The organism is Sorangium sp. So ce426, assembly GCF_051475585.1.
In the GTDB taxonomy this organism is placed as follows: Bacteria; Myxococcota_A; Polyangia; order Polyangiales; family Polyangiaceae; genus Sorangium; species Sorangium cellulosum_B.
This window is the reverse complement of sequence record NZ_CP150341.1, coordinates 3,307,510-3,331,588: the sequence shown is the minus strand read 5'-3', so window position 1 is coordinate 3,331,588 and position 24,079 is coordinate 3,307,510. Positions and strand designations below refer to the sequence as shown.

The window sequence follows — 24,079 nt, the reverse complement described above, 5'->3', positions numbered from 1 at the left end:
GTCAGGCGTGCCTCTCGCGAGGGGTTCGCGATGGCAAGGGGCGAGCGCTCCTCGGAAGCCCGCGCCCGGGCGACGACGTTCGCCGCTATCCGTCCGAAATTCCGGTGACTTGCAAATCATCCGGGTGTACAGGATCCTCTCCCTTTGGCAAGCCGCCTGACATTCTCGCCCTTGTGCCGTGCCACCTCCGACGAAGCCGCCTCTTTCCCCCGCTGACGAGGTCGAGCGGCCGAGAGGCAGCGAGCGGCACAGGGTGAGCGCGCCGGCCGCACGTGCGCTCGTCTCGGCGTTGAGCGCCTGCGCGGCGCTCGCGCTCACCGGCGTGCCGCGCGCGCGGGCGGAGTGCGATCGCGCGGCCGCGGACGTGTCGTGGGTGCGCCTCGCGGGCGCGGAGGGGCGGTGCCCCTCGGCGTCCCGGTTCCGCGCCGAGATCTCGCGGCGGCTCGGGCGGGAGCTCGTCACGACGGGCAAGGCCGCCTCGATCGAGGCCGTGGTGCAGGGCCAGCCCGGGGCCTGGTCGGCCACGATCCGGACGGAGCTGTGCGACGGCGCCCCGCCGACGGTCCGCGAGCTCTCCGACGACCGGCAGAGCTGCGACGGGATCGTGGCCGCTGCGGCGGTGCACATCCTGCTCGCGACCGATCCCGAGGCCGGCCTCGCCCCCCCGACCGCCGAGGCGCCGCGCCCCCCGCAGGCCCCCGAGGCGCCGCGTCCCCCGCCGCTGCCCGCGCGCCCTCCGGCGGCGGAGCGGGCGCCGGAGCCGCCGTTCCCCTGGCCGGCGCAGGCCAAGGCGACGCCGCCCCCGGGCGAGGCCCCGCCGCCGCCCCGGCTCTCGGTCTCGTGGCGCGGGCTCGCTTCCACGGGCATCGTCCCCTCGCCCGGGTTCGGCGTCGCCTTGTCGGGCGAGTGGTCGATCCTGCCGAGGTGGACGCTCGAGACGGGCGCGCTGTGGCTCCCGGAGCAGCACGCGGCCCGGCGGACGTTCGCCTTCGGGCTCACCGCGGGCTGGCTCGGCGCGTGCGTCGAAATGGTCCGGAGCCGCTCGGTCGCCTTCGGGCTCTGCGGCAGGGCGGTGGCGGGCGCCATCTACGCCGTCATCTACGGGGACGACGACGTCCCGCCGACGATCCTGCCGACCGACGTCGGCTCGCGCGCGTGGCTCAGCCTCGGGGCCGGCACGCGGCTCGGCGTCCGTGTCATCGGGCCGCTGCGGCTCGAAACAGGTATCGATCTCTTCGTTCCAGTGACACGGTACGATTTCCAGCTCGAGGGCGGGCTGCCGACGGGCCTGGAGCAGGCCGCGCTCGCCGCCGCGGTGTTCGGGGGGGTCGGCCTCACATTTTGATGAAGGATCCCCGGGCTGCCGGCATTCAGCTCTCCGTGGAGCAGTGCTTACGAGCCGACGTCCTGCGCGACGCCAAGCAGCCGCCACGGAGCCTCGTCGCCCTGCACGCCGAGCACGGCAGCTTCGTCTGGGCGACCCTCCAGCGGTTCGGCATCCAGCACCCTGACCTGGAGGATGCCTTCCAGGACGTCTTCGTCGTCGTCCAGCAGCGGCTCCCGTCCTTCGACTGGGCCTGCCCGATCACGACGTGGCTCTTCGCCATCTGCCGCCGCGTCGCCTCGTCGCACCGCCGCCGCGCCCACGCGCGCCGCGAGCGGCTCGGCGAGGTGGTGGACGACGTGCCCGACTCCGCGCGCGGCCCGGAAGAGATCACCTCCAGCCGCGAGGCGCGGCTGCAGCTCGAGGGCATCCTCGAGGCCATGGATCTCGATCGCCGGGCCGTGTTCGTCATGTTCGAGATCGAAGAGATGCCGTGCGACGAGATCGCGCGCCTCGTCGGCGTCCCCGTGGGGACCGTCTACTCGCGGCTCCACGCGGCGCGGAAGGAGTTCGCGACGCTCCTGAAGAAGTCCGAGGCCGAGCGCGCGCGCAGGGGGGCCAGATGAGCGATCCGAAGCGATGGAACCAGGAAGGAGGAGGCGCCCCGCCCGGCGCACGCGAGCTGCTCCGCGCCGCCGCGCCGATCCGACCGATGACCTCCGCCGAGCTCGCGCGCACCGCGGCCCGGGTGGCGCCGCTCGAGACGGCCGCGGGCGCGGCCGCCGGCGCGACGATGCCCGCGTGGATCAAGGGGATCTTCCTCGCGGCGGGCATCGGGGCGGGCGGGGCAGGGCTCCACGCCGCCCTGGGCGAGGCCCCGAGCGCCGCCGCGACGATCGCGCCGCCGCCGGTGCTCACCGATCTGCCGCTGGAGCGGCTGCTCTCCCGCGCGGAAAACCGCATGCCGGCCGAGGCGCCGGCGGCGGAAGCGCCGGTGGCCGAAGCGCCGATCGCCGAGGCGCCGGTGGCCGAGGCGCCGGCGGCCGAGGCGCCGCGCCCGACCCCCTCCGCCCTCCACCGCGAGGCGCCGCGGAGCCCCCGACCGGCCGCGCCAGCGCCGGAGGCGACCGCCGCGGCGGACCGCGACGACCTGGTCCGGGAGTCCAACCTCGTCGACGCGTCCAGAGCGTCGCTCGCGCAGGATCCGGAGGCCGCCCTCGCCGCGCTGGAGAGGCACCAGGCCGAGTTCCCGAAGGGGCGGCTCGCGGAAGAGCGGGAGTTCATCGCGATCCGCGCGCTGGTGCGCCTCGGGCGCGCCGACGAGGCGCGGGCGCGCGCGGCGGCGTTCTTCGCGATGTATCCATCGAGCTCCTTCGCCGAGCCGCTGCGCCGGATCGTCGGCGCGGCTCGGTGATTGCCTCCACGACAACGGCTCCACCAGCGAACAGCAAACTCCGCACCATGTTCGAACACGCGAGCGGGATATCCTCGCCTGCGCCCGCGGCGACGACATCGACGCTCGCACGGACGACATGAAATGGACACGAAAACGACGCTCGCGCGGACCGCGAAAAATTAACGCGAGTACAAACACGAGCATTCATATCGCTTGCCCTGTACGTAAACAGCATTAATATACGGTCCGCGTTCACGGGCGGCCGCGCCGAGAGGCGGCGGCGCCGGGGCGTTTCATCGCGGAACGGTGGATTCAGCGGCTCGATGAGGCCAGGCTGCCGTGGCAGCGCCGGCCTCGGCGAGGCACGTCGCCCATGCGGCGCGCGCCGGGCGTCGTCTCTTTGCGGACCGACTCTGGCGCTCGCCGGCGGTCGTCCTCCTCGGGCCGCCCCGTCCATCCGCGAGCGCGCGCTCGCGCTCTCGCGCGGCGCCGCCGTTCTTCGGGGTCATTTCAGGAGGTTTCATGTCGTCGAAGCTGTCGAGTTCGAGCAGTCCGGTGCGCTCTCATTCTGATCCTGCCTCCCCCGGCGCGTGGCGGGGGGCGCGGCGCGCCGCGCTGGCCGCGCTCGCGATACTGCCGGTTTCTTGCGCGGATCTCGGGCCCACGGGCGGCGCTCCGGCCGATCTCGCCGAGGGTGAGATCGCGGAGGCCGGCCAGGCGCTCTCGCTTCCTTTCCCCATCAACGAGCGGAGGTCGCTCGTCATCACGAACACCGACATCCTCGGCGCCTTCAAGCTGAAGGACGTGCTCCAGCAGCTCATCGATCAGGCGGGCGTCAGCCTGACGCCCCTCCAGCTCTTCCAGCAGTTCATGGACACGAACCGGAAGGCCGCGGACGGGATCGGCCTCGGCCCGCACTGCGATGACGTGGTGATCCCCGGCTCGGCCGGGTCCATCAACGGGTGGCCGATCGACTGCCCCCGCGTCGTGGGCGAGGAGGCCGACAGGGATCCTTTCGCCGACGAGGAAGCCCCGAACGCCTACGTCGCCACGACCCTGGCGAACCGCTTCGACCTCGCCCCGCCGGACGGCGCCAACTGCGGTGAGTACCGCGTCGTCTTCGCGAGGCGCTCGGGCATCCCGGAGAGCGCGTTCCAGATGCGCAACTTCATCATCTTCGAGGGCCGGCTCCCCAACCCGTCGCCGAGCCTTGGACGGGAAGGGTGCCGCCCGGTCGTCGACTTCTGGTACAACCTGTCGGATCCGGCGAAGAGCCTGGAGATGCGGAGGGACGAGCTGCTCGCCTTCTATTTCGACGGCCTGCCCGGGGGGTTCGAGCCCGTCCTCCACATCGATCACTACGGCCAGAACGCGGGCCCGTACGGCGGCCAGATCCGGACCAACGAGTTCCTCTTCGCCCCCGAGGTCGACGGCGATCCGCCCGAGCCCTTCACCACGTGGAACCTCCGGGAGTTCAGGCTCCTTCACAGCGGCTCGGGGAGCAGCGCCACGCTGGTCGTGACGCCATCGTTCGTGAAGGACAACCCGGCCGCGCCGCTCTTCGATCCTGCCTCGACCGACGCGCGCGCCGTCGCCTTCAGGAGCACGTCCTTCCCGGGCCTCGTGGAGCGGCTCGCCGCGGCCGACGACATCAACCGCTTCGCCCTGGAGCCGAGCTATCCGACGACGATGAACGCCGGAGAGAGCCAGATGATCGGCCTCCAGAACAACTACTTCGCGACGTTCGGCGCCGGGCCCTCGGCGCTCAGGACAAGCATCCAGAGCGAGCTCACCGCGATGGGCAGCGCGCTCACCCCGGATCAGGTCGTGGGGCGCGCGTTCTCCCTGTCGTGCAGCGGGTGCCATGAGCCGATCGGCGACGCCACGGGCTCCCCGACCGTCGAGCTCGATCTCGGCACGACCGCGACGCTGGCGAAGCTGAGGCCGTTCACGCAGACCTCCGAGCAGCTGGAGGCCGATCCGGACGAGCCGGGCGGGCAGCGCTTCAAGATCTCGGAGGCCCTCACGGACGTGTTCATCCCGTTCCGGAAGAACGTGATGGCGGAGTTCCTCCTCAACGACCCGATCCTCGGGTTCGAGAAGCCGGGCGCGTGGACGTCGCCGCAGGCCCAGCTGTCGGTCCACACGGGCCGGGTGGTGGAGGGCATCTCGTCGCTCCAGGTGAACACGCCCTCCTCGTTCAACGAGATCGTCAGCTCGAGCTTCAGCTCGGCGAACCTCGCGCCGGTGGGCGACAAGATCACGCTCGATCTCTTCGTGTCTCCCGTCCAGCCGAACCCGAGCTGGGTCGGGAACATCGAAGTGCTGATCTCGATCCCGTCGGCCGGCATCCACAACCAGTGGGCCGGCAACGTCCCGCTCACCCCGCTCCCCCGGGGCCAGTTCGTGAGGATCCAGTTCGCCCAGCTGCCGACGGCCACCAAGAACGCGCTGAACGCAGGGGCCAGCGACGTGAAGCTGCAGTTCAACCTCAACGTGACGAGCAACGCAGGTCCTTACTACCTCGACAACGTGCGGTTCGAGAACTGACCGCGAGCGAGCGCTCGTGAGCGCGAGAGCGAGCGTTCGCTCATGAAGAGGGCGCCGGCCCCCCCCCCGCCGGCGCCCTCTTCTTCTCTCGTTCTCTTGCGCTCGGATACGGATCCTCCCACGCGCGCCCACACACGACCCCTCCCTCGGGGCCGACCCCCGGCAGCGCGATCCGCTACGACGGACATTTCATCCGTTATAGTAGACATCACTCTCGGGCCTTGGTATGCTGCGCTCATGTCGAGCATTGCCATCATCACCGGAAGTGTCTCTGCGCGCTCGAAGACCTCGGCGCTCGCGGCCCGCATCGCGGCGCGGCTCGTGCGCGAGGGGTTTCGCGTCACCACCATCCACGTCCGCGAGCTCCCGGCCGAGGATCTCCTGTTCGGCCGCGTCGACTCCCCCGCCCTGGCGGACGCGGCGCGGGTCGTCGCGGAGGCGGCCGGGGTCGTCATCGCGACGCCCGTTTACAAGGCCGCGTACACGGGGGCGCTCAAGGCCTTCCTCGACCTCTTGCCGCAGTTCGGGCTCGCGGGGAAGGCAGCTCTCCCCCTCGCGACGGGCGGGACGCTCGCGCACGTGCTGGCCATCGATTACGCGCTCCGTCCGGTGCTCCAGTCGCTCGGGGCGCGGCACGTCGTCGCGGGGCTGTTCCTGCTCGACAAGGCGCTGCGGCTCGGGGAGGACGGGCTGCTCGACATCGATGACGAGCTCGGGAGCAAGCTGGAGGAGATCGTCTGGCCCTTCATCGACAGCGTGATCCGGGAAGGCCTCCCGCTGCCGGCGCGCGAGGTGGCTGCCTGAGAGCCGGTACACCCATGCGCTTGCTCACGCTCCCCACCCCCGAATCGACGACGGCGCCGACGGAGCGCGCCAAGGCGCTCCTCTTCGAGGACCCCAGATCGCAAGAGCTGCTCCACCGCGCGAGGCAGGTCGCAGCCGGCGACGCGGCCGCGGTCATCACCGGCGAGATCGGCACCGGCAAGGAGATCATCGCGCGGCACGTGCACGAGCTCAGCGCGCGCCGCGGCCGGCCCTTCCTCGCCGTGAGCTGCGCGGCGCTGTCGCCCGCGCTCGCGGAGAGCGAGCTCTTCGGCCACGAGCAAGGGGCGTCCCCGAAGGCGCTCACCATGAAGCACGGCCTGCTCGAGGCCGCCGAGGGCGGCACGCTCGAGCGGGTCGAGGAGATCGTGATCCGCACCGCCTACCGCCGCTGCGACCGCAACCTGGGGCTGACGGCGGCGCGGCTCGGCGTCAGCCGCGATCTCGTGCGCGCGCGCCTCCTGCAATCCGGCGAGATCGCGCAGCCCTCCACGCCGGAGCCCCCAGCCGCCCCGTCGAGGCCCGGCGACGCGCGAGCGGCGGCGACGGCACTCCCGATCTCCCCGCCCTGAGGGACGCCGCCGCGCCCCTCCGCCCCGCCAGGAGAGCCCGCGCCTCGCACCAGACCAACGAAGGTACGATATAGAGCGACAAGCCCCCCTACGCCCCGGTGCGAGCAAGCCTCGAGCGGCACGGGTCGATTGCGTGTCCTGCACAACAGATGCACCGATTGCGTGTCCTGCACAACAGATGCGCACGCGATGCGGGCTCCGACCTCGCAGAGCACGTCAGGTCGCTCTTTTCACGTTGGCGCGCAACGTGCGAGCCTGGGGATCGTGCAGGGCCGGACGGCAAGGCGAGGAGGGTGTTTGTATGAGCTCAATCCATCCCGGTGCGGCAACGAAGGCAGTCGCAGCGTCCCTGGCGCGCCCCGCGGCGAGCGCCGGCGCGAGCGTTAATCCTGGCGCAGGGGCGCCGGAGCTCTCCGGAGGGGAGCTCGAGCCGCCACCCAGCGTGACGCGCGCGCTGGCCGCCACGGCGGAGTCGGAGGGCGCCGAGCGCGCCGCGTCCTGGGAGCTCTGTACCGTGATGCTCGCGATCGCCACCGGCTGGCTCGCGTGGACGCTGCCGGAGCCGAGCGCCCGCGACGTGCTGCTCGTCGCGCTCTGTCTGGGGCTCGTCGCGATCGAGCGCCGCAGGGCCGGCGCGCACTTCAGGAAGGCGATCGCCGCCGCCGCGGGCGCGCGCGGCGCGACGGAGGGCGAGGCGTCGCGCGCGGCCTGGCGGCTGGACGCGGCCTTCTGCGCGGCGCGCGCCACGATGGGCGCCAAGCGCCGCTGAGCGAGCTCCCCCGCCGGAGAGGATCGGCGCGGCGGGGATCACAAACACATCACGGACACATCTCCCCTGGCGCCGAGCCGCGCGCGCTTCCGGGCTCGCCCGCGGCGTCGACCGCCGGGCCGGGCTGCCCGCATCGCGGGCGCCATCCGCCGCCCACGTCGCGCTCACGGAACTCGGCGCGCAGCTCGCTGCGGGCGTCGACCGCGAGCAGCTCGCACGGGTCGAAGTAGTGCGACGTCCGCGCCTGCGCGGCGATGGGCGGCAGCTCGCCAGAGAACTCCGGCACCCCGGGGCAGCGATGATGCCAGAGGGCATAGCGCTCCGGGACGTCGCCGAAGCAGAGCACCTCCTTCACGCCACCATTGCAGTTCGTGCTCACGACGAGCACCGGCGCCGGCAGCGGCGCGAAGCGGTGCACCCGGAGGACCACGTCATGGTGAAACTCGCCCTGCTTCCAGTGGGCGAGGAGATCGAACTCGCCATGTCGCTCCCGGATCTCCTGCAGCAGCGACCCGAGATCCATGGCATCGGCGAGGGATTGAACTGACGCGTTCATCATGGCGCGCTCTCCTTCGGCGGTAAGCTCTGCCGATGGTGTAGCACGGCGCCGGCGCGGAGCCGGGACGCGGGGCTCTCCCTCGGCGGCGGAGCACGCTGGAGCGGTTCGCCCGCGCCGCCGATATGGGGCCAGAGCGCGTCGAGCAGCTCCTCGTCGAGGCGATCGAGCCCATCATCGTCTGCAACGCGCCCTGAGCGGCGCCGGCGGCGCCTGGCCGCTCGCTGGGCGACACAGGCGTGCCTCGGGGGTATGCTCCGCGGATGAGTACAATCGAGCTCAGCGCGGAGAATTTCGAGAAGACGGTCGAGTCGAACGGCATCGTGCTCGTCGACTGGTGGGCGCCCTGGTGCGGCCCGTGCCGGGTCTTCGGGCCCGTCTTCGAGAAAGCCTCCGAGAAGCACGCGGACATCGTGTTCGGAAAGATCAACACGGACGAGCAGAAGGATCTGGCGCAGGCCTTCAACATCCGGTCGATCCCGACGCTCTTCATCTTTCGCGAGAAGGTCCTCCTGTTCGCGGAGGCAGGCTCGCTGCCCGCGTCGGCGCTCGACCAGGTGATCGAGAAGGTGCGCTCGCTCGACATGGACGAGGTGAGAGCGAAGATCGCCGAGGAGGAAGCGAAGGAGGCCGCCGGCGGAGGCGACGCCGACGAAGGCCCCTGAGGAGAGCGCGGCGCCCCGGGCGGCGCCCCGGCGGGCGCCCCGGTCGGCCCGGCGTACGGACGAGGGAACACCGAATCCGGACGACGACCAGAGTGTCACGCACGGAGAGAATTGGCTCTCTCCAGCGCGAGCGCACCTCCCAGCCTCCCCAGCTTCTACGTCTTGCCGTCACGTAGACGTGCTAGAGTAGATAACGAGGGAGGCTCGGTCATGATGAGCGAAACGGAGCATCCTGAGGCCGGCGCTGCTGGGCGGAAGCCTCTGAACCTGGTGCTCGAGGGGGGCGGGGTCAAAGGGATCGCGCTGGTCGGAGCGGTCGTCGCCCTCCAGGAGCAAGGATACGAGTTCCGGCGCTTCGCGGGGACGTCCGCGGGCGCGATCGTGGCCGCGCTCCTCTCGGCGAAGTACACTCCCAACGAGGTCCTGAGCCTCGTCGCCGGCCCTGACATCGCCAAGTTCGCGGACCCTGTGGGTCATGTGCCGGTCCTGGGATCTGCGTATGGCTTGCTGACGAAATTGGGGATCTACAAGGGCGACTACTTCCTCGAGTTCATCCGGGCCAAGCTGCGCGACAAGGGCGTGAGGACATTCGGCGATCTGGTGGACGGCGAGTACGTGAGGCTCGCGCAGAGGTCGCGCGTGACGCCTGATCCGAGGTGGAAGTACAAGGCGCACTTCGTGGTCTCGGACGTCACCCGTGGCCGGATGCTCATCGTCCCCGACGACATCGACGAGCGGCGCTACGGGGTCGACCCGGACCACCTGGAGGTGGCCCTGGCGGTCCGCATGAGCATGAGCATCCCCTTCGTGTTCACGCCCGTCTCCCTCAAGGGCCAGAACGGCTCGACGAGCCACATCGTTGACGGCGGCCTGCTGAGCAATTTCCCTCTCCATATCTTCGACCCATCCCTGCCGAGGGAGTGGCTGGATGAGCTGGTCCGGTGCCCGGAGCTCCGGTTCTACATGGGGTCCGGGAGAGTCGATTATGGTGGGGGGACGCCGATCGAGCCGAGGTGCGCGGAGGTGATGGACCGATGCAGACCGCTCCTGGAGTACCAGAACGCCCCGATCACGCTCGGGGTCCGGCTCCTGCAGGGCAAGCCTCACGAGATCCGGCACCCCTTCCTCGCGAGCAGGCTGGCGTACGCGCTGGTCCGCACGGCCGTCGAGGCGCATGACATCACGACGATCAGGAAGTACGAGGAGCTGGACTACGCGAGGACACTTCATATCAACACGGAGAGCATCCCCATCACCCGGTTCGATCTGACGCCGATACAGAAGGAGATGCTGTACAGCACAGGGTACGATGCGATGGATAGATTCCTCCGTCACAACGGTCTGGAGCGCCTGTTGCGCGCCAGTCGGGCAGAGTCGCTCAGGGCCAACGTGCTGGCAGGGGACCGGGGTGGTGATGGCATGTCCTTGGGACCGTCTTGACGCGGCCTGCCGACACGGTCACCGCGCCGCGGCCTCCCGACGAGCCGACGGCGCACGCGGAGACTCCTCGCGAGCCGAAGGGGGCTGCGTGCCCGCTGTCACGTCGAGGACAGGTTCGCGATGTACTTCAGGGCGGTGATGCTCGGAAGGAAGCAGTACGCTGCTCCCCGTGTCGTCACGAACCGGGAGAACCCCGTGATCGTGCGATCACCGCCTTCGGACGGGATCACGAGCTTGCTCTGCGCGGGATCGTTGTTCCCGATGAGCGGGTCCTTGGTCCCGCGCAGGTCGGCCACGAACCGGCCGGACTCCACCCACTCGGACATGACGAACTCGAACTGATCTCGGATGCTGACACAGATGAACAGGCCGAGCAGCCCGCGCTCGATGCCGTCGCGAGGAGCCGATGGGTCGTATGGAGGTCCGTACGGCATCGTCCGCCGGATCACCAGGCGCAAGCGGCTGTGGCCTCCCGCAATGCTCTGGCTCCTGGGATTGACGCGCCGGATGTGGGCGCCGATCGGGCAGCGAAAGCCTCGCAGATCCTGAGGTACATAGTCGAAGTCATCAAGGGCTTCCGGGGCGATCGGCGCGGCGGGAGAATCCGTGTCCGGTGAGAGGACGAGGGGAACACCGTTGCGCCACCTTCCGCAGATCTTGGCCGCCAGCTTCTCCTCGGTCATCCCGACCCTGGGGGCCCAACGGCGCAACGAGCGCGCGAAGCCGTCGACGTCCTGGCGCATGATGCGGTAGATGGCGAAGCTGCCGTTCTTGCCGAGCTCCAGCGGCGTCGGTACGGGGTACGCGAAGCCGGGGTGCTGGCTCGGGTACCCCAGGATGAACTGTCCTGTCGGGGCCGTGGATCGCGCCCGCCCTCGGTCGAGCGGCCCTCCGTCGACGCACACAGTCGCGACGCCGAGCTTGTACCCGAAGTGCTCGACCTGATTGGGCAGGGCGCCGCCGTCTTGGTGAGACAGCTCGGCAAAGGCACCTTCTCGGGCGAACAGCGAGCGCAGCTGCGTCGACATCGACTCCAGCACGGCGCTGTCCGCGGCGTGGAGAGCGAGCACGACGTGGGCATCTCCGGTACCCAGCCCGCCGATCCAGCGCCTGGGTGCGTTGTCCCCGGTGTCGCCGACGAGCTTCGCCCGCTCGGCGGCGCCTTGCACGAACGCCGCCGGGAAGGAATGCAGGGAGGGCTCCGAGATCCCCAGCGCATCCAGCCCGTGGTACGTGAATCCCAGGGTCAGGACGTACGCTGGGCTCGTCGTCCACGGTGAAGCGGCGGTGATCCGAGGGCCTGCTCCGGCGTCACCGTGGCCAAGGCGTCCGATCACGCGCCTCGCGGCGCTCGCCCGGGCGATCTTCGCGATCAGGAACCGCACGGCGGGCATGGAGGTGTCCCGTACGACGAGGGCCTGGATATCGGTCAAATCGAGATCCGCCATGAGATGCTCCAGGGTTGTTCGAGCCATCACGAAGATGCGCGCCCGGGACGGGCGCGCGGCGGCGCAGGAAGACCGCCGCGGGCGCGGCGTCATGTTCAGGCTCGAACTTCGTTCGTCGCGCCTCGCGCAGGCCGAACGCGGCCTCGACGAGCGGACGCTGGCAAACATCACGCCGGGAAGGACGGCGCTCGGCTGCTCATGTCCGCCGCCCGTTCTGTACCGTCGGGCTAGCCCTGGCTGCCGGACTTGTCCCCGCGATAGTCCGTGGCCCCCTGGATGGCGGGCAGCCAGGGTACGCGGTGTACGGTCCAGAGCTGGAAGGCCGGCGGCGGCAGGTCGCCGGGTCGGTCCATCGTGCCGAGGAAGATGTCGAGTTCCCGCGCCCCGTCACGGCGCCAGAACAGCGACGAGCCGCAGGTCGCGCAGAACTGGCGGACGGCGAAGCTGGACGATCGATACGCCGCAGGCGCGCCGGAGAGCAGCTCGAACTGCTCGTCAGAAAAGGAAGCGAACGCCGGCATGGGCGCGCCGGACTGGCGCCGGCACTGGCTGCAGTAGCAGACATTGACGCTCACCGGCGCGCCGCGCGCGCGGTAGCGGATCGCGCCGCACAAGCAGCCGCCGGTGTGGTGAGCCTCGGACATGGCGATCGCCTCCTGGTTCCTGGATCTCGCGATCGCCAGCCTGGCCCCTCGCGGCATGCGCCGCAACCGGCGCGCGCGCTCGGCGCGGCGCCGGCCTCACGCGGAGGCCCGGAGCGGCCGGCAGAGCCCATATCCCAGGACGCAGCCGAGGCCATACAGCGCGAAGTCCGCCGGATCGAACCCGCCGTTCGCGCCGAGCAGGAGCCGCCCCGGGGTGGTGCTGCGCGCGGCCCACAGCCACGGGGCCTCGCTCAGCTGGAGCAGCTCGATCCCGCACGTCGCGGCGAAGACCGCGAGCGCCAGCCGGTGCGTGCGGCCGGAGATCCACACGATCTGCGCCGCGGCGATCCACACGACGTCATAGAGCACCGCGCCGGCGCCGTTGCGCAGCCAGGCAGGGCCGCCGTGGAACCGGGTGATCAAGCCGATCGGGATGACCGCGACGATCAGGAGGGCCAGCGCGAGGCGCTTGCGAGCCGCTTCCGCCATGCGCGGAGCCTACATCGGTTTCCGCCCCCCTCTGCACCATTCAGAGCGGCAGCAGAGCGCAGAGCGGCAGCAGAGCGGCGGTCACCCGCACAGGAGACGGGCCCAGATCGGCGTTTTCGGCGCGCAGGCGCACTCCGGTGCGCTGAGCACCGAAAACGCCGAGGTGGGCCCGTATCCGAAGCGGGTGACCGTCGCTCTAGCCGCGCGCAGGGCGGAGCGCTAGCGGCGCGGTGCCGGTGAGCAGCCCCGCCGCGAGGGCGACCACGCCGCCGAAGCCGACGCAGGCGCAGCCGAGCGCGCCCGTCAGGGCGGCGACGCCGCACGCCGAGGCCCAGGACGCCCCGAGCCGCTCCGACCGGCGCAGCACCCGCGAGAGCAGCACGCCGGCGGCGACCCCGCCCGCCAGGCAGGCAGGGACGCAAATGGATACGCACCCTTCCGGGGTGCACAGGTGACCGTAAATGCGCGCCGCGTGCGCCGCCGCGAAGGGCACGAGGCCCGCCGCGACGCCCGGGAGCACGCCTCGCCCGAGCTCCTGCCCGCGCCACGAGAGCAGCGCCGCCGCGACGTAGAGCCCCGCGCCGAGGATCGCGGTGGTGACGGGACGGTCGCTCATCAGCGCCGCCACGAGCGCCACGGCGATCGTCGGCGCCGCTGCCCACGCGGCCCTCCTCGCCTTCCCCCGCTCGTACGCGCGATAGGCCCTCTCCTTCAGGCTCAGGCCGGCAAGCGCCTCACGTTCCATAGATCCTCCTCCACGCCTCCCGCAGGCGCGCAAACGCGCGCTCGCGGCGCTTGCGCAGCGCCGCGCTCGACACCGACGGATCGCGATCGACCTCCAGCAGGGTCGCCCTCAGCGTCTCGCGATCCGCCTCGGCCAGCGTGCCGAGCACCTCGCGCGCCGCGTCGTCCAGATCCCGGGCGATCGCCGCCTCCTCCGGCGTGGGCACGTCGGCCGCGATCGACGGGACCTGCTCGTCCGGCGCCTCCCTCGACCGGGACCGCCGCCGCCGCGTCGTGCGGCACTCCCACGTCGCGATGGCGAGCGCCCAGGTCAGCGCGTCCCCGTCGGGGTCGAACGAGCTGGCGCGGTCGAACACCTTGAGCAGCGCCTGCTGGGCCGCGTCCTCCGCGTCCGCGCCGCCCCCGAGCATGCGGCGGCAGAACGCGCCGATCGCCGGCCAGAGGGCGGCATAGACAGGCTCGAACGCCGCGCGATCGCCGTCGGCGAGGCGTCTCATCGACGCGTTGAGCAGCGATCGCGCGCGCGGTTCCAAGGGCGCTGGGTGCTCAGCCGCAGGGGCAGTCGGGGCACGGGCAATCGGCGCACGGACAGCCGCCCGTGAGCTGCGTCCCAGCATAGGCCGCCGCCGGGATTCCGAGGACGGCCGCGATCAGGGTCACCTTGAGCCAACGACGCATGGGATCTCTCCTTGTCTTCTCTGGCCGGCTGTCCTCGCCGGCCTTCCTCGGCTCTAGGCGCGAGCGGGGCGAGCGTGACACCCCCGGCGATCGAAATCCTGGCGGCCAGGCGCCATCGCCGCAGATCGCGGCACGAGCGACGACCTCCTCTCCGCTCGCGGCGCAGGCGCCTTCGTCCAGACTGGCACGTCGTTCCGCCGGCCGGGCTCGACGTGCTAGGGTCTCGTGCCTATGCCTGGCCGCTCGTGGTTCGTTGCGCTCGGCGCCCTGTGGCTCGCGTGCACGCCGTCGCGGCAAGACGCCGGCTCGCGCGCCGACGCGGCCGGGAGCGCGGGCGTGGCGGTCGCGGAGCCCTCGCCCTCCATCGCGCCCTCCGCGCGCTCCAGCGCGCCGGAGCCGCCGCCGGAGGCGCTGGCCGCCTCGGCCCCGGCCGCGCCGGTCCCGGAGGTGGAGGCGGCGCGGGCGCGATCCGCGCGCGTGTACTCCAAGGGCCGCGAGGTGTGGATCCGGTCCGCGCCGCGGCCCAAGGCCCAGTGGATCGGCATGCTCTCGATCGGCGGCTCGGTCCGCCTGAAGAGCGTCGAGCCCATCCGCGGCGCCGGCGGCTGCCCGGCGTTCTACGCGGTGGAGCCGCGCGGTTACGTGTGCGTCGACGGCGAGCGCGCCACCCTGGACACCGCCGATCCCGTGCGCCAGGCGCTGATCCCCCATGCCCCGCGCGCCGATCTGCCGCTCCCGTACCGCTACGGCGAGTCGCTCGGCCTCAAGCGCCTCCTGCGCGTGGACGGCATCGACGCGCCGGCGTGGCCCGAGGGGCTCCACGATCTGCGGCACATGCAGGTCCGCCCGCGCTCGTCGGTCGCCTGGACCGAGGAGGTCGAGGCCGGCGGGGCGACCTGGCTCTGGGCGTCGGATCTGACGTTCATCCCGAAGGACAAGGTCAAGCCCTACGAGCCCGCCACCTTCGAGGGGGTGTACCTCGGCGCCGAGGCGCGCCTGCCGATGGCCTTCTTTCGCCGCAAGGCGCGCCCGAAGTACCGCCTCACGGAGGGAGGCCCGCCCGCGAAGACGGACGCCGTGTGGGAGCGCCTCGCCCGGGTCGGGCTGACGGGCCGATCGAAGCGGGTCGGCAAGCTGACGTATCTCGAGACCCGGGACGACGGGCACTGGGTGCTCGAGCGAGACGCGGTGGTCGTCCAGCCGCGGCGGGCGCGGAACCCGTGGGGCCGCCCGATCCGGCTCGGCGGCGAGCCACCCTCGGCGCCGGCGGACGGGCGCAGGAACACGTGGGTCGAGATCGCCGCCCTCGACGGCTGGCTCATCGCCTACGAGGACGACCGCCCCGTGTTCGCGACGCTGATCTCGGCCGGGCGCAACGGGGCCGAGAAGCCGGAGAAGGCCGAGCCGTTCGTGCCGCCGTCCACGACCCCGCTCGGCCAGTACAGCATCGGCCGCAAATGGGTGACGAAGACGCTCATCACGCCCCACGTCGACGCGGACGACTGGATCGAGGCGGAGGTGCCGTGGAGCCAGCACTTCTTCAGCAAGTACCTCCTTCACGCGGCCTACTGGCACGACCGCTGGGGCGAGGGGCAGAGCGGCGGGTGCGTGAACCTCTCGCCGGCCGACGCGAAATGGCTCTTCCACTGGACCGAGCCCGCCGTGCCCGATGAGTGGTACGCGGTCCAGGCCACGCGCGACGACCCGTCCACGCGCGTCGTGATCCATCGCTGAGCCGCCGCCGCCCGGCGCGCGCGGGAGCGCGCCCGCGCCTCGCGCGCGGCTGCCGTAAGCCGCTATTTCGCCGGCGCGCTGGCCGCCGCGGCGCGCTCGCCCCCCTCGCCCGCCGCGGCCATGCGGCGCATGCAGAGCTTGAGTCCGGCGCGGAGGTTGCCGACGGTCGTGACGCCGGAGAGGTCGAGTCCGAGCGCGATCATCGTCTGCGCCACGTTCGCCCGGATCCCTGTGATGATCCCCTCCGCGCCGAGGAGCCGGATGGCCTTGATCATCTCGATGAGGTACCCGGCCGTCCGCGTGTCGACCGCGTCGACGCCGGTGAGATCGAGGATCGCGTACCGCGCATCCTTGCTCACGATCGCCGAGAGCAGGTTGTCCATCGCCTCGGAGATCCTCAGGCTGTCCACCACGCCCACCATGGGGAGGGTCAGCACCTTGTCCCAGACCTCGATGATGGGCGTCGAGAGATCGCGGATGACCTCCTGCTGCGTCTCGATGAGCTCGACCTTCGCCCGGAGCTCCTGCTCGCGCCGCTTCGCCGCGGAGCCGTCCAGGCTGACGGTGATCATACCGTCGGGCTCCCCGTCCCCGTCGCGCACGGGGACATGCCATGTCTCCCAGGCGGCGCCGTGCGTCTCGTAGATGTTGTACGCGCCTTTCCCCGCGAGCGCCTGCCGGTTCGTCTCCAGCGCCTCCGGGTCCTTCGCGAAGAGATCGAGCACGTTCGCTCCGAGGAGCTGCCCCGGCTTCACGCCGGCGGCCTCGAGCCCCCTGCCGTCGTGGAACGTGAACACCCCCTGGCGGTCGTACCTGCACACGGTGATCGGCAGGGTCTCGAGGATCGCGCGGAGGAGCAGCTGCGCCTCACGGAGCTTCGCCTCGAGCTCCTCCCGCGTCTCCGCCCCCGCCGTGCTCGACCCCGCGTCCCCCGTCATGGACGCGTTCTACCGCGCACGCGCGCTGGCCGTCGAGGGGTTGTCGGTCGGTCGACGACGTTTCGCTCGGCACGCCGAGCTCCGCGGCGCTGGTTGACATGGTGTCCGATCGACACCAAGATTCGTGTGCAAATTACACGGAGGGTTGAATGTCCGTCTCCTACGAGCACCCGCGGCCGGCGCTGACGGTGGATTGTGTCGTGTTCGGCCTCGACGAGGAGGACCTCAAGGTCCTCCTCATCCGGCGGGAGCTCGATCCGTTCCGCGGCAGGTGGGCGCTCCCGGGCGGGTTCGTGCGCGTCGACGAGGCGCTCGACGACGCCGCGCGGCGGGAGCTCGCGGAGGAGACGGGGCTCTCGGGGGTGTTCCTGGAGCAGCTCTACACGTTCGGCGCCCTCGGGCGGGACCCGCGCGAGCGCGTGGTCTCGGTGGCGTACTACGCGCTCGTGAAGCTCGGGGATCACCGGGTCAAGGCCGCGACCGACGCGCGCGAGGCGGCGTGGTTCGCGGTGGACGACACCCCGGCGCTCGCCTTCGATCACGACGAGATCCTCCCGGTCGCGCTGGAGCGGCTCAAGGGCAAGGTCCGATACCGGCCGATCGGGTTCGAGCTCCTGCCGCCGAAGTTCACGCTGTCGCAGCTCCAGCGCCTCTACGAGGCGATCCTCGAGCGCCCGCTCGACAAGCGCAATTTCCGGAAGAAGGCGCTCGGCACCGGGCTGCTCGTGGAGCTCGACGAGGTGGAGCAGGACGTCGCGCACCGCGCCGCGCGGCTCTACCGGTTCGACCGCCGGAAGTACGAGCGGCTCGAGAAGGACGGCTTCAGCTTCGAGATCTGAGGCGGGATGCCCGCTCGCGTGTCAGCGACGCGATCGAGCGCCTCCAGGAAGCGTGGCCGGAACGCCGGCGCCCGGGTTGACAACGTGTACTACGAACACTAAGCTTGGTGTGTAAGATACACGAACGATCGGGTGCTCGCCGGGCGCGGGCGCTGACGGTCGGCGTTGACCGCCGAGCGGACGGTGGAGCTCCGGCGCCGGGAGGACCGCGCGCCCTGGCCTCCGTCTGCCCGGGTCCGGCCGCAGCGCGCCCTCGCCGGGCGCAGAAGGGAACTCCATGCTTCGCGACGTCGCTTTCTTGGCTGACATGGGAGGGGGCTCGGCCTTCGAGGTCGCCGGAGGGACGGTGACCGGGACCGATCACGTCGTCGCGGGGCGGCCCAACCAGGACGCCTATGCCTTCCGGGCCGAGGGCGGCTCTCTCGTCGCGGTGGTCTGCGACGGCTGCGGCAGCGGCGCGCGCAGCGAGGTGGGCGCGGCGCTCGGGGCGCGGATCGTGGCCGAGCAGGTCCTCGGCGCGCTCCGGCGCGGCGGAGACCTCGATTCGCCCGCGACGTGGGAAGACGTGCGGCGCGGGGCGCTCGCGCCGCTCCGCGACGTGGCCGCCGGCATGGGCGGCGGCTTCACCGAGGTCGTGTCGACCTTCTTCCTCTTCACCGTGGTCGGACTCGCGATCTCCGGCGACAGGGCGTGCGCGTTCTCCCTCGGCGACGGCCTCATCGCGCTCGGCGACGAGCTCCTGCGGCTCGGCCCCTTCCCGAGGGACGAGCCCCCGTACCTCGCGTATGGCCTGCTCGATCGGCCGCCCGGCGGCGAGGCGCCGCGCTTCACCGTGCACCGCGCCTTCCCGTCGAGCGCGCTCCGGACTGCCCTGCTCGGGACCGACGGCGCGATCGATCTGCTGGAGTCGTCGTCACGGCAGATCCCGGGGGGCGGCGAGGTCGGCCCGCTGTCGAGGTTCTGGGAAGACGACCGGTATTTCCGGAACCCCGACGCGGTGAGGCGGCGGCTCGCGCTCATCAACCGTTCGGTGGCGCGGCCCGTGTGGAAGGAAGAGCGGATGGAGCGCGAAGGCGGGCTGCTCCGCGACGACACGACGGTGGTCGTCGTGCGGAGGGCGCAGGCCGCCCGCGATTGAGGCGCGGCCCTGCGCGGGTGCGCAGGAGGCGCGGAGGGAAACGACAGGGCGTCTGCGCGTGATTGCGCGTGATTGCGCGTGATTGCGCGTGATTCGGTTCGATTGCGTCCGGAGGAGGCGACAGTGGACGTTGTTCTTGGTTCAAAGCGGGTTCGACTCGACCCTCGGGCCTCGATCGGCAAAGGCGGGGAGGCGGACGTGTTCGACCTCGGAGACGGCCGCGCGCTCAAGGTCTGGAAGACGCCCGATCACCCGGATTACGCCGGGCAGGACGCCGAGCAGCGCGCCGCCGAGACGCGCATCGAGCGCCACCAGGACAAGCTGCGCGCGTTCCCGCCGGCGCTGCCCGATCAGGTGATCGCGCCCCTCGAGCTCGCGACCGACAGGACCAGGAAGCGCGTCGTGGGCTACGCCATGCGCCTCGTGCGCGGCGCGGAGCCGCTCCTGCGCTACGGCGAGCCGTCGATGCGCCACGGCGGGCTCTCGTCGGCCGCGGTCTCCGAGGTGCTCGCGCGGCTCCACCGGGCGGTCGCGGCGATCCACGACCGGGGCGTCGTGATCGGCGACTTCAACGATCTCAACGTGCTCGTCGCCGGCGGCGAGGTGTTCGTCATCGACGCCGACAGCTTCCAGTTCGGCCCGTACCTCTGCCAGGTGTTCACCGAGCGCTTCGTGGATCCGCTGCTCTGCGACCCTTCGCTCCCCCGGCCGCTCCTGTCGAGGCCGTATTCGCAGGACTCCGACTGGTACGCGTTCGCCGTGATGGTCATGCAGAGCCTGCTCTGCGTGGGGCCTTATGGCGGCGTCTTCCGGCCGCGGTCCGCGTCGGCGCGGGTGCCCGAGAGCGCGAGGCCGCTCCGCCGCATCACCGTGTTCGACCGCGAGGTGCGGTATCCGAAGCCGGCGATCCCGTACCGCGTCCTGCCGGACGACCTCCTGGACGCGCTCTACCGCGTCTTCGTCGAGGACCGGCGCGGCGTGTTCCCGCGCCGGCTGCTCGACGCGCTCGCGTGGACGAGGTGCCCTTCGTGCGGCGTCGAGCACGCCCGCCCTGCCTGCCCGGCCTGCGCGGGCGCCGCGCCGGCCGTCGTGAAGGAGTCGACGGTCGTGCACGGCGAGGTGCTGGCGACGCGGATCCTGAGCACGCGCGGGGTGATCCTGGCCGCGGCCCTCGGCCCGGGCGGGCTCTCGTATCTCGTGAACGAGGGCGGCCGCTTCCTGCGGGAGGACCGGTCCGTCGTGATGTCCGGCGCGCCGCACCCCGCGATGCGCTTCGCGGTGCACGGGAGCGCCACGTTGATCGGCCGGGGCGGCGATCTCGTGGTGCTCTCGCCGGGGGCCGCGCCCGAGCGGATCCAGGTGGACTGCGTCGGGACGAGGCCCATCTTCGACGTCAACGCGCGCGCCCGCTACTGGACGCGCGGCGGGCAGCTCCTGCGCAGCGGGAGGCCGGGCGCCGCCGCGCTCTCGGGCGAGGCGGACGCCGTGCCGATGGGCGAGGTGCTCGCCGGGCAAACGCTGTTCTGGGTGGGCCCCTGCTTCGGGCTCGGCTTCTACCGCGCCGGGAACGTCTCGATAGCGTTCGTCTTCGACGCCGATCGACCCGGCCTCAAGGACACGGTCAAGCTGCCTTTCCCGGGCGGCAAGCTCACCGCGGCGACCTGCGTCTTCGACGCCGGCCCGAGCTCGCCGTCGAACGACGGCCGCAGGCGCCCCGACGAAGGCCGCGGGCGCCCCCGGGCCGGGCGCGCATGGCTGTTCCTCGCCGCCGAGCAAGCCGGCCGGACCGTGCACCGGTGCGTCGTCGTGCGCGAGGACGGCGCGGTCGAGGCGGTCGCCGACGGTGACGGGGAAGGCGGCTCGTGGCTCGGCGCGCTGACCGGCAAGTGCGCGGCTTCCGGGTTCCTGCTCTCGGCGACCGACAGCGGCGTCGTCCGCGTCGAGGTCCGCGGGGGCGCGCTCGTCGAGACGCGGCAGTTCCCCGGCACCGAGCCGTTCGTCACCCAGGCTTCCCGGCTGCTCGTCGGCCCAGAGGGCCTGTTCGTCGTCGACGCACAGGCGATCACATTGCTTCGCATCTCGTGAATCCACGCTGAGCTGACGGCCCGCGCTCGCGGGCCGATCGAGAGGAGAGAGAGACAATGAAATCGACAGAGCTCCCCCTGCCCGCCTTCTATGACGCCAGGAACGCCGAGCGGTGGGGCTATCACCCCAATGAAGAGGCGCTGCACGGCGCCGCCGCCGCGTGGCGGAAGGCGCATGGCGTGAAGCCGTCGGCCGCGGACGCGCAGAACGTCCACCTCCTGCTCATCGACGTGCAGAAGGATTTCTGCTTCCCGCAGGGCTCGCTCTACGTCGCCGGCAGGAGCGGCACGGGCGCGGTCGACGACAGCCGCCGCATCGCCGAGTTCATCTACAAAAACCTCGCGTCGATCACGAACATCACGGTCACGATGGACACCCACTTCGCTTACCAGATCTTCTTCCCGGCCTTCTGGGTGGATCGCGAGGACCGCCCGCTGAGCGCGCACCGCGAGATCACGACGGCGCAGATCGACGCGGGGGAGGTGCGGCCGAACCCCGCGGTGGCGAAGTGGCTCTGCGGCGGGAGCTACCCGTGGCTCATGAAGCAGGTCCGGTATTACTGCGAGGAGCTCGAGAAGGCCGGGAAATACAAGCTGTATCTGTGGCCGCCGCACTGCATCCTCGGGAGCGACGGCCACGCGCTCGCGGGCGTCGTGCACGAGGCGCGGATGTTCCACGCGTTCGCGCGCGGGGTGCAGTCGTGGGTCGAGGTCAAGGGCGGCAACCCGCTCACCGAGAACTACTCGGTGATGCAGCCCGAGGTGCTGACGCGCCACGACGGCCAGCCGCTCGCGCAGCGGAGCACGGGCTTCCTGAGGACGCTGCTCCACGCCGACGCGGTGATCATCGCCGGCCAGGCCGCGAGCCACTGCGTCCGCAGCTCGATCGAGGACATCTTGACGGAGATCGCGCTCACCGACCGCGCGCTCGCCAAGAAGATCTACGTGATGACCGACTGCATGTCGCCGGTCACCGTGCCCGACGGCAAGGGGGGATTCGCCGTCGATTTCACCGCCGAGGCGGACAAGGCGCTCGCCCGCTTCGCCGCCGCCGGCATGAACCTCGTGAAGAGCACCGACCCGATTCCGTGCCTGGGCGCATGACCGTGGAGGATCCGATGAGCAAGAACAAGGAGAACGACAGCGGAGCGAGCCGCGGTGGCTCGCTCGACATCGAGCAGCTCTTCGAGGCGGCGCGGGACGACGGCGCGCTCTCGCCCGAGGCGATGCAGGCGCTGCACATCACCGACCTGGGCGCGCAGATCCAGGCCGGCTTCGGCGTGCAGGTGGACGACGTCGCGTCGTCGGAGGTCGTGCTGGTCACGGTGATGCCCGACGACTCGGGATCCATCAAGTTCGCGGGCAACGCCCCGTCGGTGAGGGACGGGCACAACCTCGTGGTGGGCGCCCTCTCCGACTCCAGGCAGCGCGACTCGATCCTGGCGCACAACCGTTACCTGAACGGGGCGGTGCTGTATCCGTACTGCCCGATCGCCCAGGCCGTGAAGATGGACACGAAGAACTACGATCCCATGCTCGGCACGCCCCTCTACGATCAGACGGTGGTCTTGCTCGGAACGGTGATCGCGAAGGCGCAGGAGTTCGCGCTGAGCGGCGTCCCGGCGCGCACCGTCACGCTGATCATCTCGGACGGCGCCGACGCGGGCTCGACGTGGGCCAAGGCCAGGGACGTGTGCGCCCTCGTCCGTGACATGCGGCGGGCCGAGGCCCACATCGTGGCGGCGATCGGCATCGACGACGGGAACACCGATTTCCGCGCCGTCTTCCGCGACATGGGGATCGAGGACCGCTGGATCCTGACGCCGAAGAGCGACGCGGCGGAGATCCGCAAGGCGTTCGCGCTGTTCTCGCAGTCGGCGGTGCGCGCCAGCCAGGGCGGCGCGTCGTTCTCGAAGACGGTCGCGGGCGGCTTCGGCGGGTGAAGCGCGCGCCCCCGGCTCGCCGCCCGCTCCCCGGCGCGGCGGCGAGCCCTCTTCGCCTCTCGGCTGCTTCGGCGGAGGACCCGGATCAGGCCGCGGCCTCCCAGGGGACGACGCCGTAGCGGCGGCGCAGCTCGTCGAGATCCACCGCCATGTCGGACCAGAAGTCCCAGTCGTCCATCAGGTCGATGCTCATCTTCGTTCCGCGAACGAACGATCGCACGAGCTCGTCGGCGAGCCCGGGCGTCGCGAGCATCCCCTGCTGCGACGGCGCCAGCACGGTGAGCTGGACGCCCTGCTGGAGCTGCACCAGCAGGAACACGAGGATGCCGAACGGGTTCTCGCGGCGATACCCCGCCTGAAAGGCGATCGTCATCGCCTCTCCGCGCAGGTCCGTGCCGTAACCAGCGAGGATGTGGCTCAGATCGTGCGTGAGCACGCCCTCGGGCACGCCGCGCTTCTCGCCGGGGAACGAGAAGCCGTTCTCTCGATAGAAGGTGAAGAGCGCCTTGCCGAGGGTGCCCTCTCTGTACGCCTCGAGCGAGCGGTAGCGCGCGGCGACCGGCTCGTTCTCCAGGATGCCCGCGAAGCTCGCGACGTTCCTGGCGAGCCCATAAAGGCCGCCCTCATCGAGCATGCGCCGCACGTTCTTTCCGAGCAGCGAGCTCCGGCTGATGTCGATGCGCAGGAGGAGCAGCCGCTGCTCGTGGAGGTGGTGGAGCTGGCGGACCGCGTGCGGCCGCGCCCCGAGCGCCGCGGCGAAGCGCTCGACCTCGATCAGCTCGCGCTCGTCGACGCGCTCGCCGCACAGGGTCATCGCGCAGAGACCGTTGATGAGCTGCTCGCGCAGCGCGGGATCCTCGACGGCGCGCGCGAGCTCCTCGGGCGCTATCGGGGCGAGCGCGTCGATGTCGAGGTCGGTGTGAAGGAGGTGCCGTTGCACCGCGGCGATCGCGTCGCGCCGCGACCCGTCGAGGGGGCCGGCCGAGGTAAGGACGACCTTGATGGCACGCAGGCCCGCGTGCGCCTGTTCTTGGCTCGGGATGAGGTAGGTCATGCAGAGAGAATGATGCCGAGCGCGCGGCCCGTCCTTGACCGGCGGCGCCAATGTCTTGACCGAGCGCGCCGCCTGGCCGGGCGGCGGAGGCTGTGGCGGCTCGACGCCTCGGGCGCCGGGCTCCGATCCCTCGGCCATGCGCTGCGCGAACAGCGTCCGGGACATAGCTCATCTCGATCGCCCGCTGCGCCCAGGGTTCTCGCTGGCCGACCACTCGCCGCTCAACTATCTGCGGGTGTGTGCCCGAGGGCA

General features: G+C 71.3%; 24 protein-coding genes. 15 read left to right on the top strand and 9 right to left on the bottom strand.

Annotation, left to right across the window (positions count from 1 at the left end; genetic code table 11):
* Nucleotides 1-253: 253 nt before the first annotated feature.
* The 7 genes from WMF44_RS12770 to WMF44_RS12740 all read left to right on the top strand — a co-directional run bounded on the left by WMF44_RS12770 (nt 254) and on the right by WMF44_RS12740 (nt 7,433).
* A complete protein-coding gene (locus tag WMF44_RS12770) occupies nt 254-1,345 on the top strand; it encodes a hypothetical protein (RefSeq protein ID WP_437299403.1) in 1,092 nt (363 codons plus the stop codon).
* Nucleotides 1,345-1,950, top strand: a complete 606-nt coding sequence (locus tag WMF44_RS12765) for an RNA polymerase sigma factor (protein ID WP_437299402.1) — start codon at nt 1,345-1,347, stop codon at nt 1,948-1,950. Before WMF44_RS12770 ends, WMF44_RS12765 begins: the two co-directional genes overlap by 1 nt.
* A complete protein-coding gene (locus WMF44_RS12760; RefSeq protein ID WP_437299401.1) occupies nt 1,947-2,738 on the top strand; it encodes a hypothetical protein in 792 nt (263 codons plus the stop codon). The genes WMF44_RS12765 and WMF44_RS12760 overlap by 4 nt, the downstream gene beginning before the upstream one ends.
* A gap of 537 nt (nt 2,739-3,275) precedes the next feature.
* On the top strand, nt 3,276-5,270 hold the full coding sequence (locus WMF44_RS12755; RefSeq protein ID WP_437299400.1) for a hypothetical protein: 1,995 nt from the start codon (nt 3,276-3,278) through the stop codon (nt 5,268-5,270).
* A gap of 237 nt (nt 5,271-5,507) precedes the next feature.
* On the top strand, nt 5,508-6,074 hold the full coding sequence (gene ssuE, locus WMF44_RS12750; protein WP_437299399.1) for an NADPH-dependent FMN reductase: 567 nt from the start codon (nt 5,508-5,510) through the stop codon (nt 6,072-6,074).
* A 14-nt stretch (nt 6,075-6,088) separates the two neighbouring features.
* On the top strand, nt 6,089-6,664 hold the full coding sequence (locus tag WMF44_RS12745; RefSeq protein WP_437299398.1) for a sigma 54-interacting transcriptional regulator: 576 nt from the start codon (nt 6,089-6,091) through the stop codon (nt 6,662-6,664).
* Between the two features lie 442 nt (nt 6,665-7,106).
* Nucleotides 7,107-7,433 carry a hypothetical protein gene (locus tag WMF44_RS12740; RefSeq protein ID WP_437299397.1) on the top strand — a complete coding sequence of 109 codons (327 nt, stop codon included), beginning with the start codon at nt 7,107-7,109 and terminating at the stop codon, nt 7,431-7,433.
* Nucleotides 7,434-7,482: 49 nt separating this feature from the next.
* On the opposite strand, the gene WMF44_RS12735 is transcribed toward WMF44_RS12740, so the two are convergent.
* Nucleotides 7,483-7,992, bottom strand: a complete 510-nt coding sequence (locus WMF44_RS12735) for a hypothetical protein (RefSeq protein WP_437299396.1) — start codon at nt 7,990-7,992, stop codon at nt 7,483-7,485.
* Between the two features lie 260 nt (nt 7,993-8,252).
* On the opposite strand from WMF44_RS12735, the gene trxA reads away from it, so the two are divergent.
* On the top strand, nt 8,253-8,654 hold the full coding sequence (gene trxA, locus WMF44_RS12730; protein WP_437299395.1) for a thioredoxin: 402 nt from the start codon (nt 8,253-8,255) through the stop codon (nt 8,652-8,654).
* 210 nt (nt 8,655-8,864) lie between these two features.
* On the top strand, nt 8,865-10,094 hold the full coding sequence (locus tag WMF44_RS12725; protein WP_437299394.1) for a patatin-like phospholipase family protein: 1,230 nt from the start codon (nt 8,865-8,867) through the stop codon (nt 10,092-10,094).
* A 98-nt stretch (nt 10,095-10,192) separates the two neighbouring features.
* Here the strand turns inward: WMF44_RS12725 and WMF44_RS12720 are convergent, their stop codons facing one another.
* The 6 genes from WMF44_RS12720 to WMF44_RS12695 form a co-directional block, all read right to left on the bottom strand.
* The gene (locus WMF44_RS12720; protein WP_437299393.1) at nt 10,193-11,542 is read right to left on the bottom strand and encodes a Dyp-type peroxidase; all 1,350 of its coding nucleotides are present in this window, start codon (nt 11,540-11,542) and stop codon (nt 10,193-10,195) included.
* Between the two features lie 227 nt (nt 11,543-11,769).
* The gene (locus WMF44_RS12715; RefSeq protein WP_437299392.1) at nt 11,770-12,186 is read right to left on the bottom strand and encodes a GFA family protein; all 417 of its coding nucleotides are present in this window, start codon (nt 12,184-12,186) and stop codon (nt 11,770-11,772) included.
* A 96-nt stretch (nt 12,187-12,282) separates the two neighbouring features.
* The gene (locus WMF44_RS12710) at nt 12,283-12,675 is read right to left on the bottom strand and encodes a DUF2809 domain-containing protein (protein WP_437299391.1); all 393 of its coding nucleotides are present in this window, start codon (nt 12,673-12,675) and stop codon (nt 12,283-12,285) included.
* Nucleotides 12,676-12,871: 196 nt separating this feature from the next.
* A complete protein-coding gene (locus WMF44_RS12705; protein ID WP_437299390.1) occupies nt 12,872-13,420 on the bottom strand; it encodes a hypothetical protein in 549 nt (182 codons plus the stop codon).
* Nucleotides 13,410-13,916 carry an RNA polymerase sigma factor gene (locus tag WMF44_RS12700; protein ID WP_437299389.1) on the bottom strand — a complete coding sequence of 169 codons (507 nt, stop codon included), beginning with the start codon at nt 13,914-13,916 and terminating at the stop codon, nt 13,410-13,412. Before WMF44_RS12700 ends, WMF44_RS12705 begins: the two co-directional genes overlap by 11 nt.
* 49 nt (nt 13,917-13,965) lie before the next feature.
* Nucleotides 13,966-14,097: a hypothetical protein gene (locus WMF44_RS12695; protein WP_437299388.1), complete on the bottom strand. Its 132-nt coding sequence runs from the start codon at nt 14,095-14,097 to the stop codon at nt 13,966-13,968.
* 231 nt (nt 14,098-14,328) lie between these two features.
* Here WMF44_RS12695 and WMF44_RS12690 point away from each other — a divergent pair, with 231 nt between their 5' ends.
* Nucleotides 14,329-15,831 carry a L,D-transpeptidase gene (locus WMF44_RS12690; RefSeq protein WP_437299387.1) on the top strand — a complete coding sequence of 501 codons (1,503 nt, stop codon included), beginning with the start codon at nt 14,329-14,331 and terminating at the stop codon, nt 15,829-15,831.
* A 62-nt stretch (nt 15,832-15,893) separates the two neighbouring features.
* Here WMF44_RS12690 and WMF44_RS12685 read toward each other — a convergent pair whose 3' ends face one another.
* A complete protein-coding gene (locus WMF44_RS12685) occupies nt 15,894-16,769 on the bottom strand; it encodes an STAS domain-containing protein (protein WP_437299386.1) in 876 nt (291 codons plus the stop codon).
* A 149-nt stretch (nt 16,770-16,918) separates the two neighbouring features.
* Between WMF44_RS12685 and WMF44_RS12680 the strand changes: the two genes are divergently transcribed.
* The 5 genes from WMF44_RS12680 (at nt 16,919) to WMF44_RS12660 (ending at nt 22,773) form a co-directional block, all read left to right on the top strand.
* A complete protein-coding gene (locus WMF44_RS12680; RefSeq protein WP_437299385.1) occupies nt 16,919-17,608 on the top strand; it encodes an NUDIX hydrolase in 690 nt (229 codons plus the stop codon).
* A gap of 277 nt (nt 17,609-17,885) precedes the next feature.
* Entirely contained in the window at nt 17,886-18,746 is an 861-nt protein-coding gene (locus WMF44_RS12675) for a protein phosphatase 2C domain-containing protein (RefSeq protein ID WP_437299384.1), read from the top strand.
* A 198-nt stretch (nt 18,747-18,944) separates the two neighbouring features.
* Complete coding sequence (locus WMF44_RS12670; protein WP_437299383.1) at nt 18,945-20,831, top strand: hypothetical protein; 1,887 nt, start codon at nt 18,945-18,947, stop codon at nt 20,829-20,831.
* 56 nt (nt 20,832-20,887) lie between these two features.
* Entirely contained in the window at nt 20,888-21,934 is a 1,047-nt protein-coding gene (locus WMF44_RS12665; protein ID WP_437299382.1) for a nicotinamidase, read from the top strand.
* Between the two features lie 14 nt (nt 21,935-21,948).
* Nucleotides 21,949-22,773 (top strand): hypothetical protein, encoded by an 825-nt coding sequence (locus WMF44_RS12660; RefSeq protein WP_044968329.1) that lies wholly within the window; start codon nt 21,949-21,951, stop codon nt 22,771-22,773.
* An 85-nt stretch (nt 22,774-22,858) separates the two neighbouring features.
* On the opposite strand, the gene WMF44_RS12655 is transcribed toward WMF44_RS12660, so the two are convergent.
* Nucleotides 22,859-23,827 carry a hypothetical protein gene (locus WMF44_RS12655; RefSeq protein ID WP_437299381.1) on the bottom strand — a complete coding sequence of 323 codons (969 nt, stop codon included), beginning with the start codon at nt 23,825-23,827 and terminating at the stop codon, nt 22,859-22,861.
* Nucleotides 23,828-24,079: the final 252 nt, after the last annotated feature.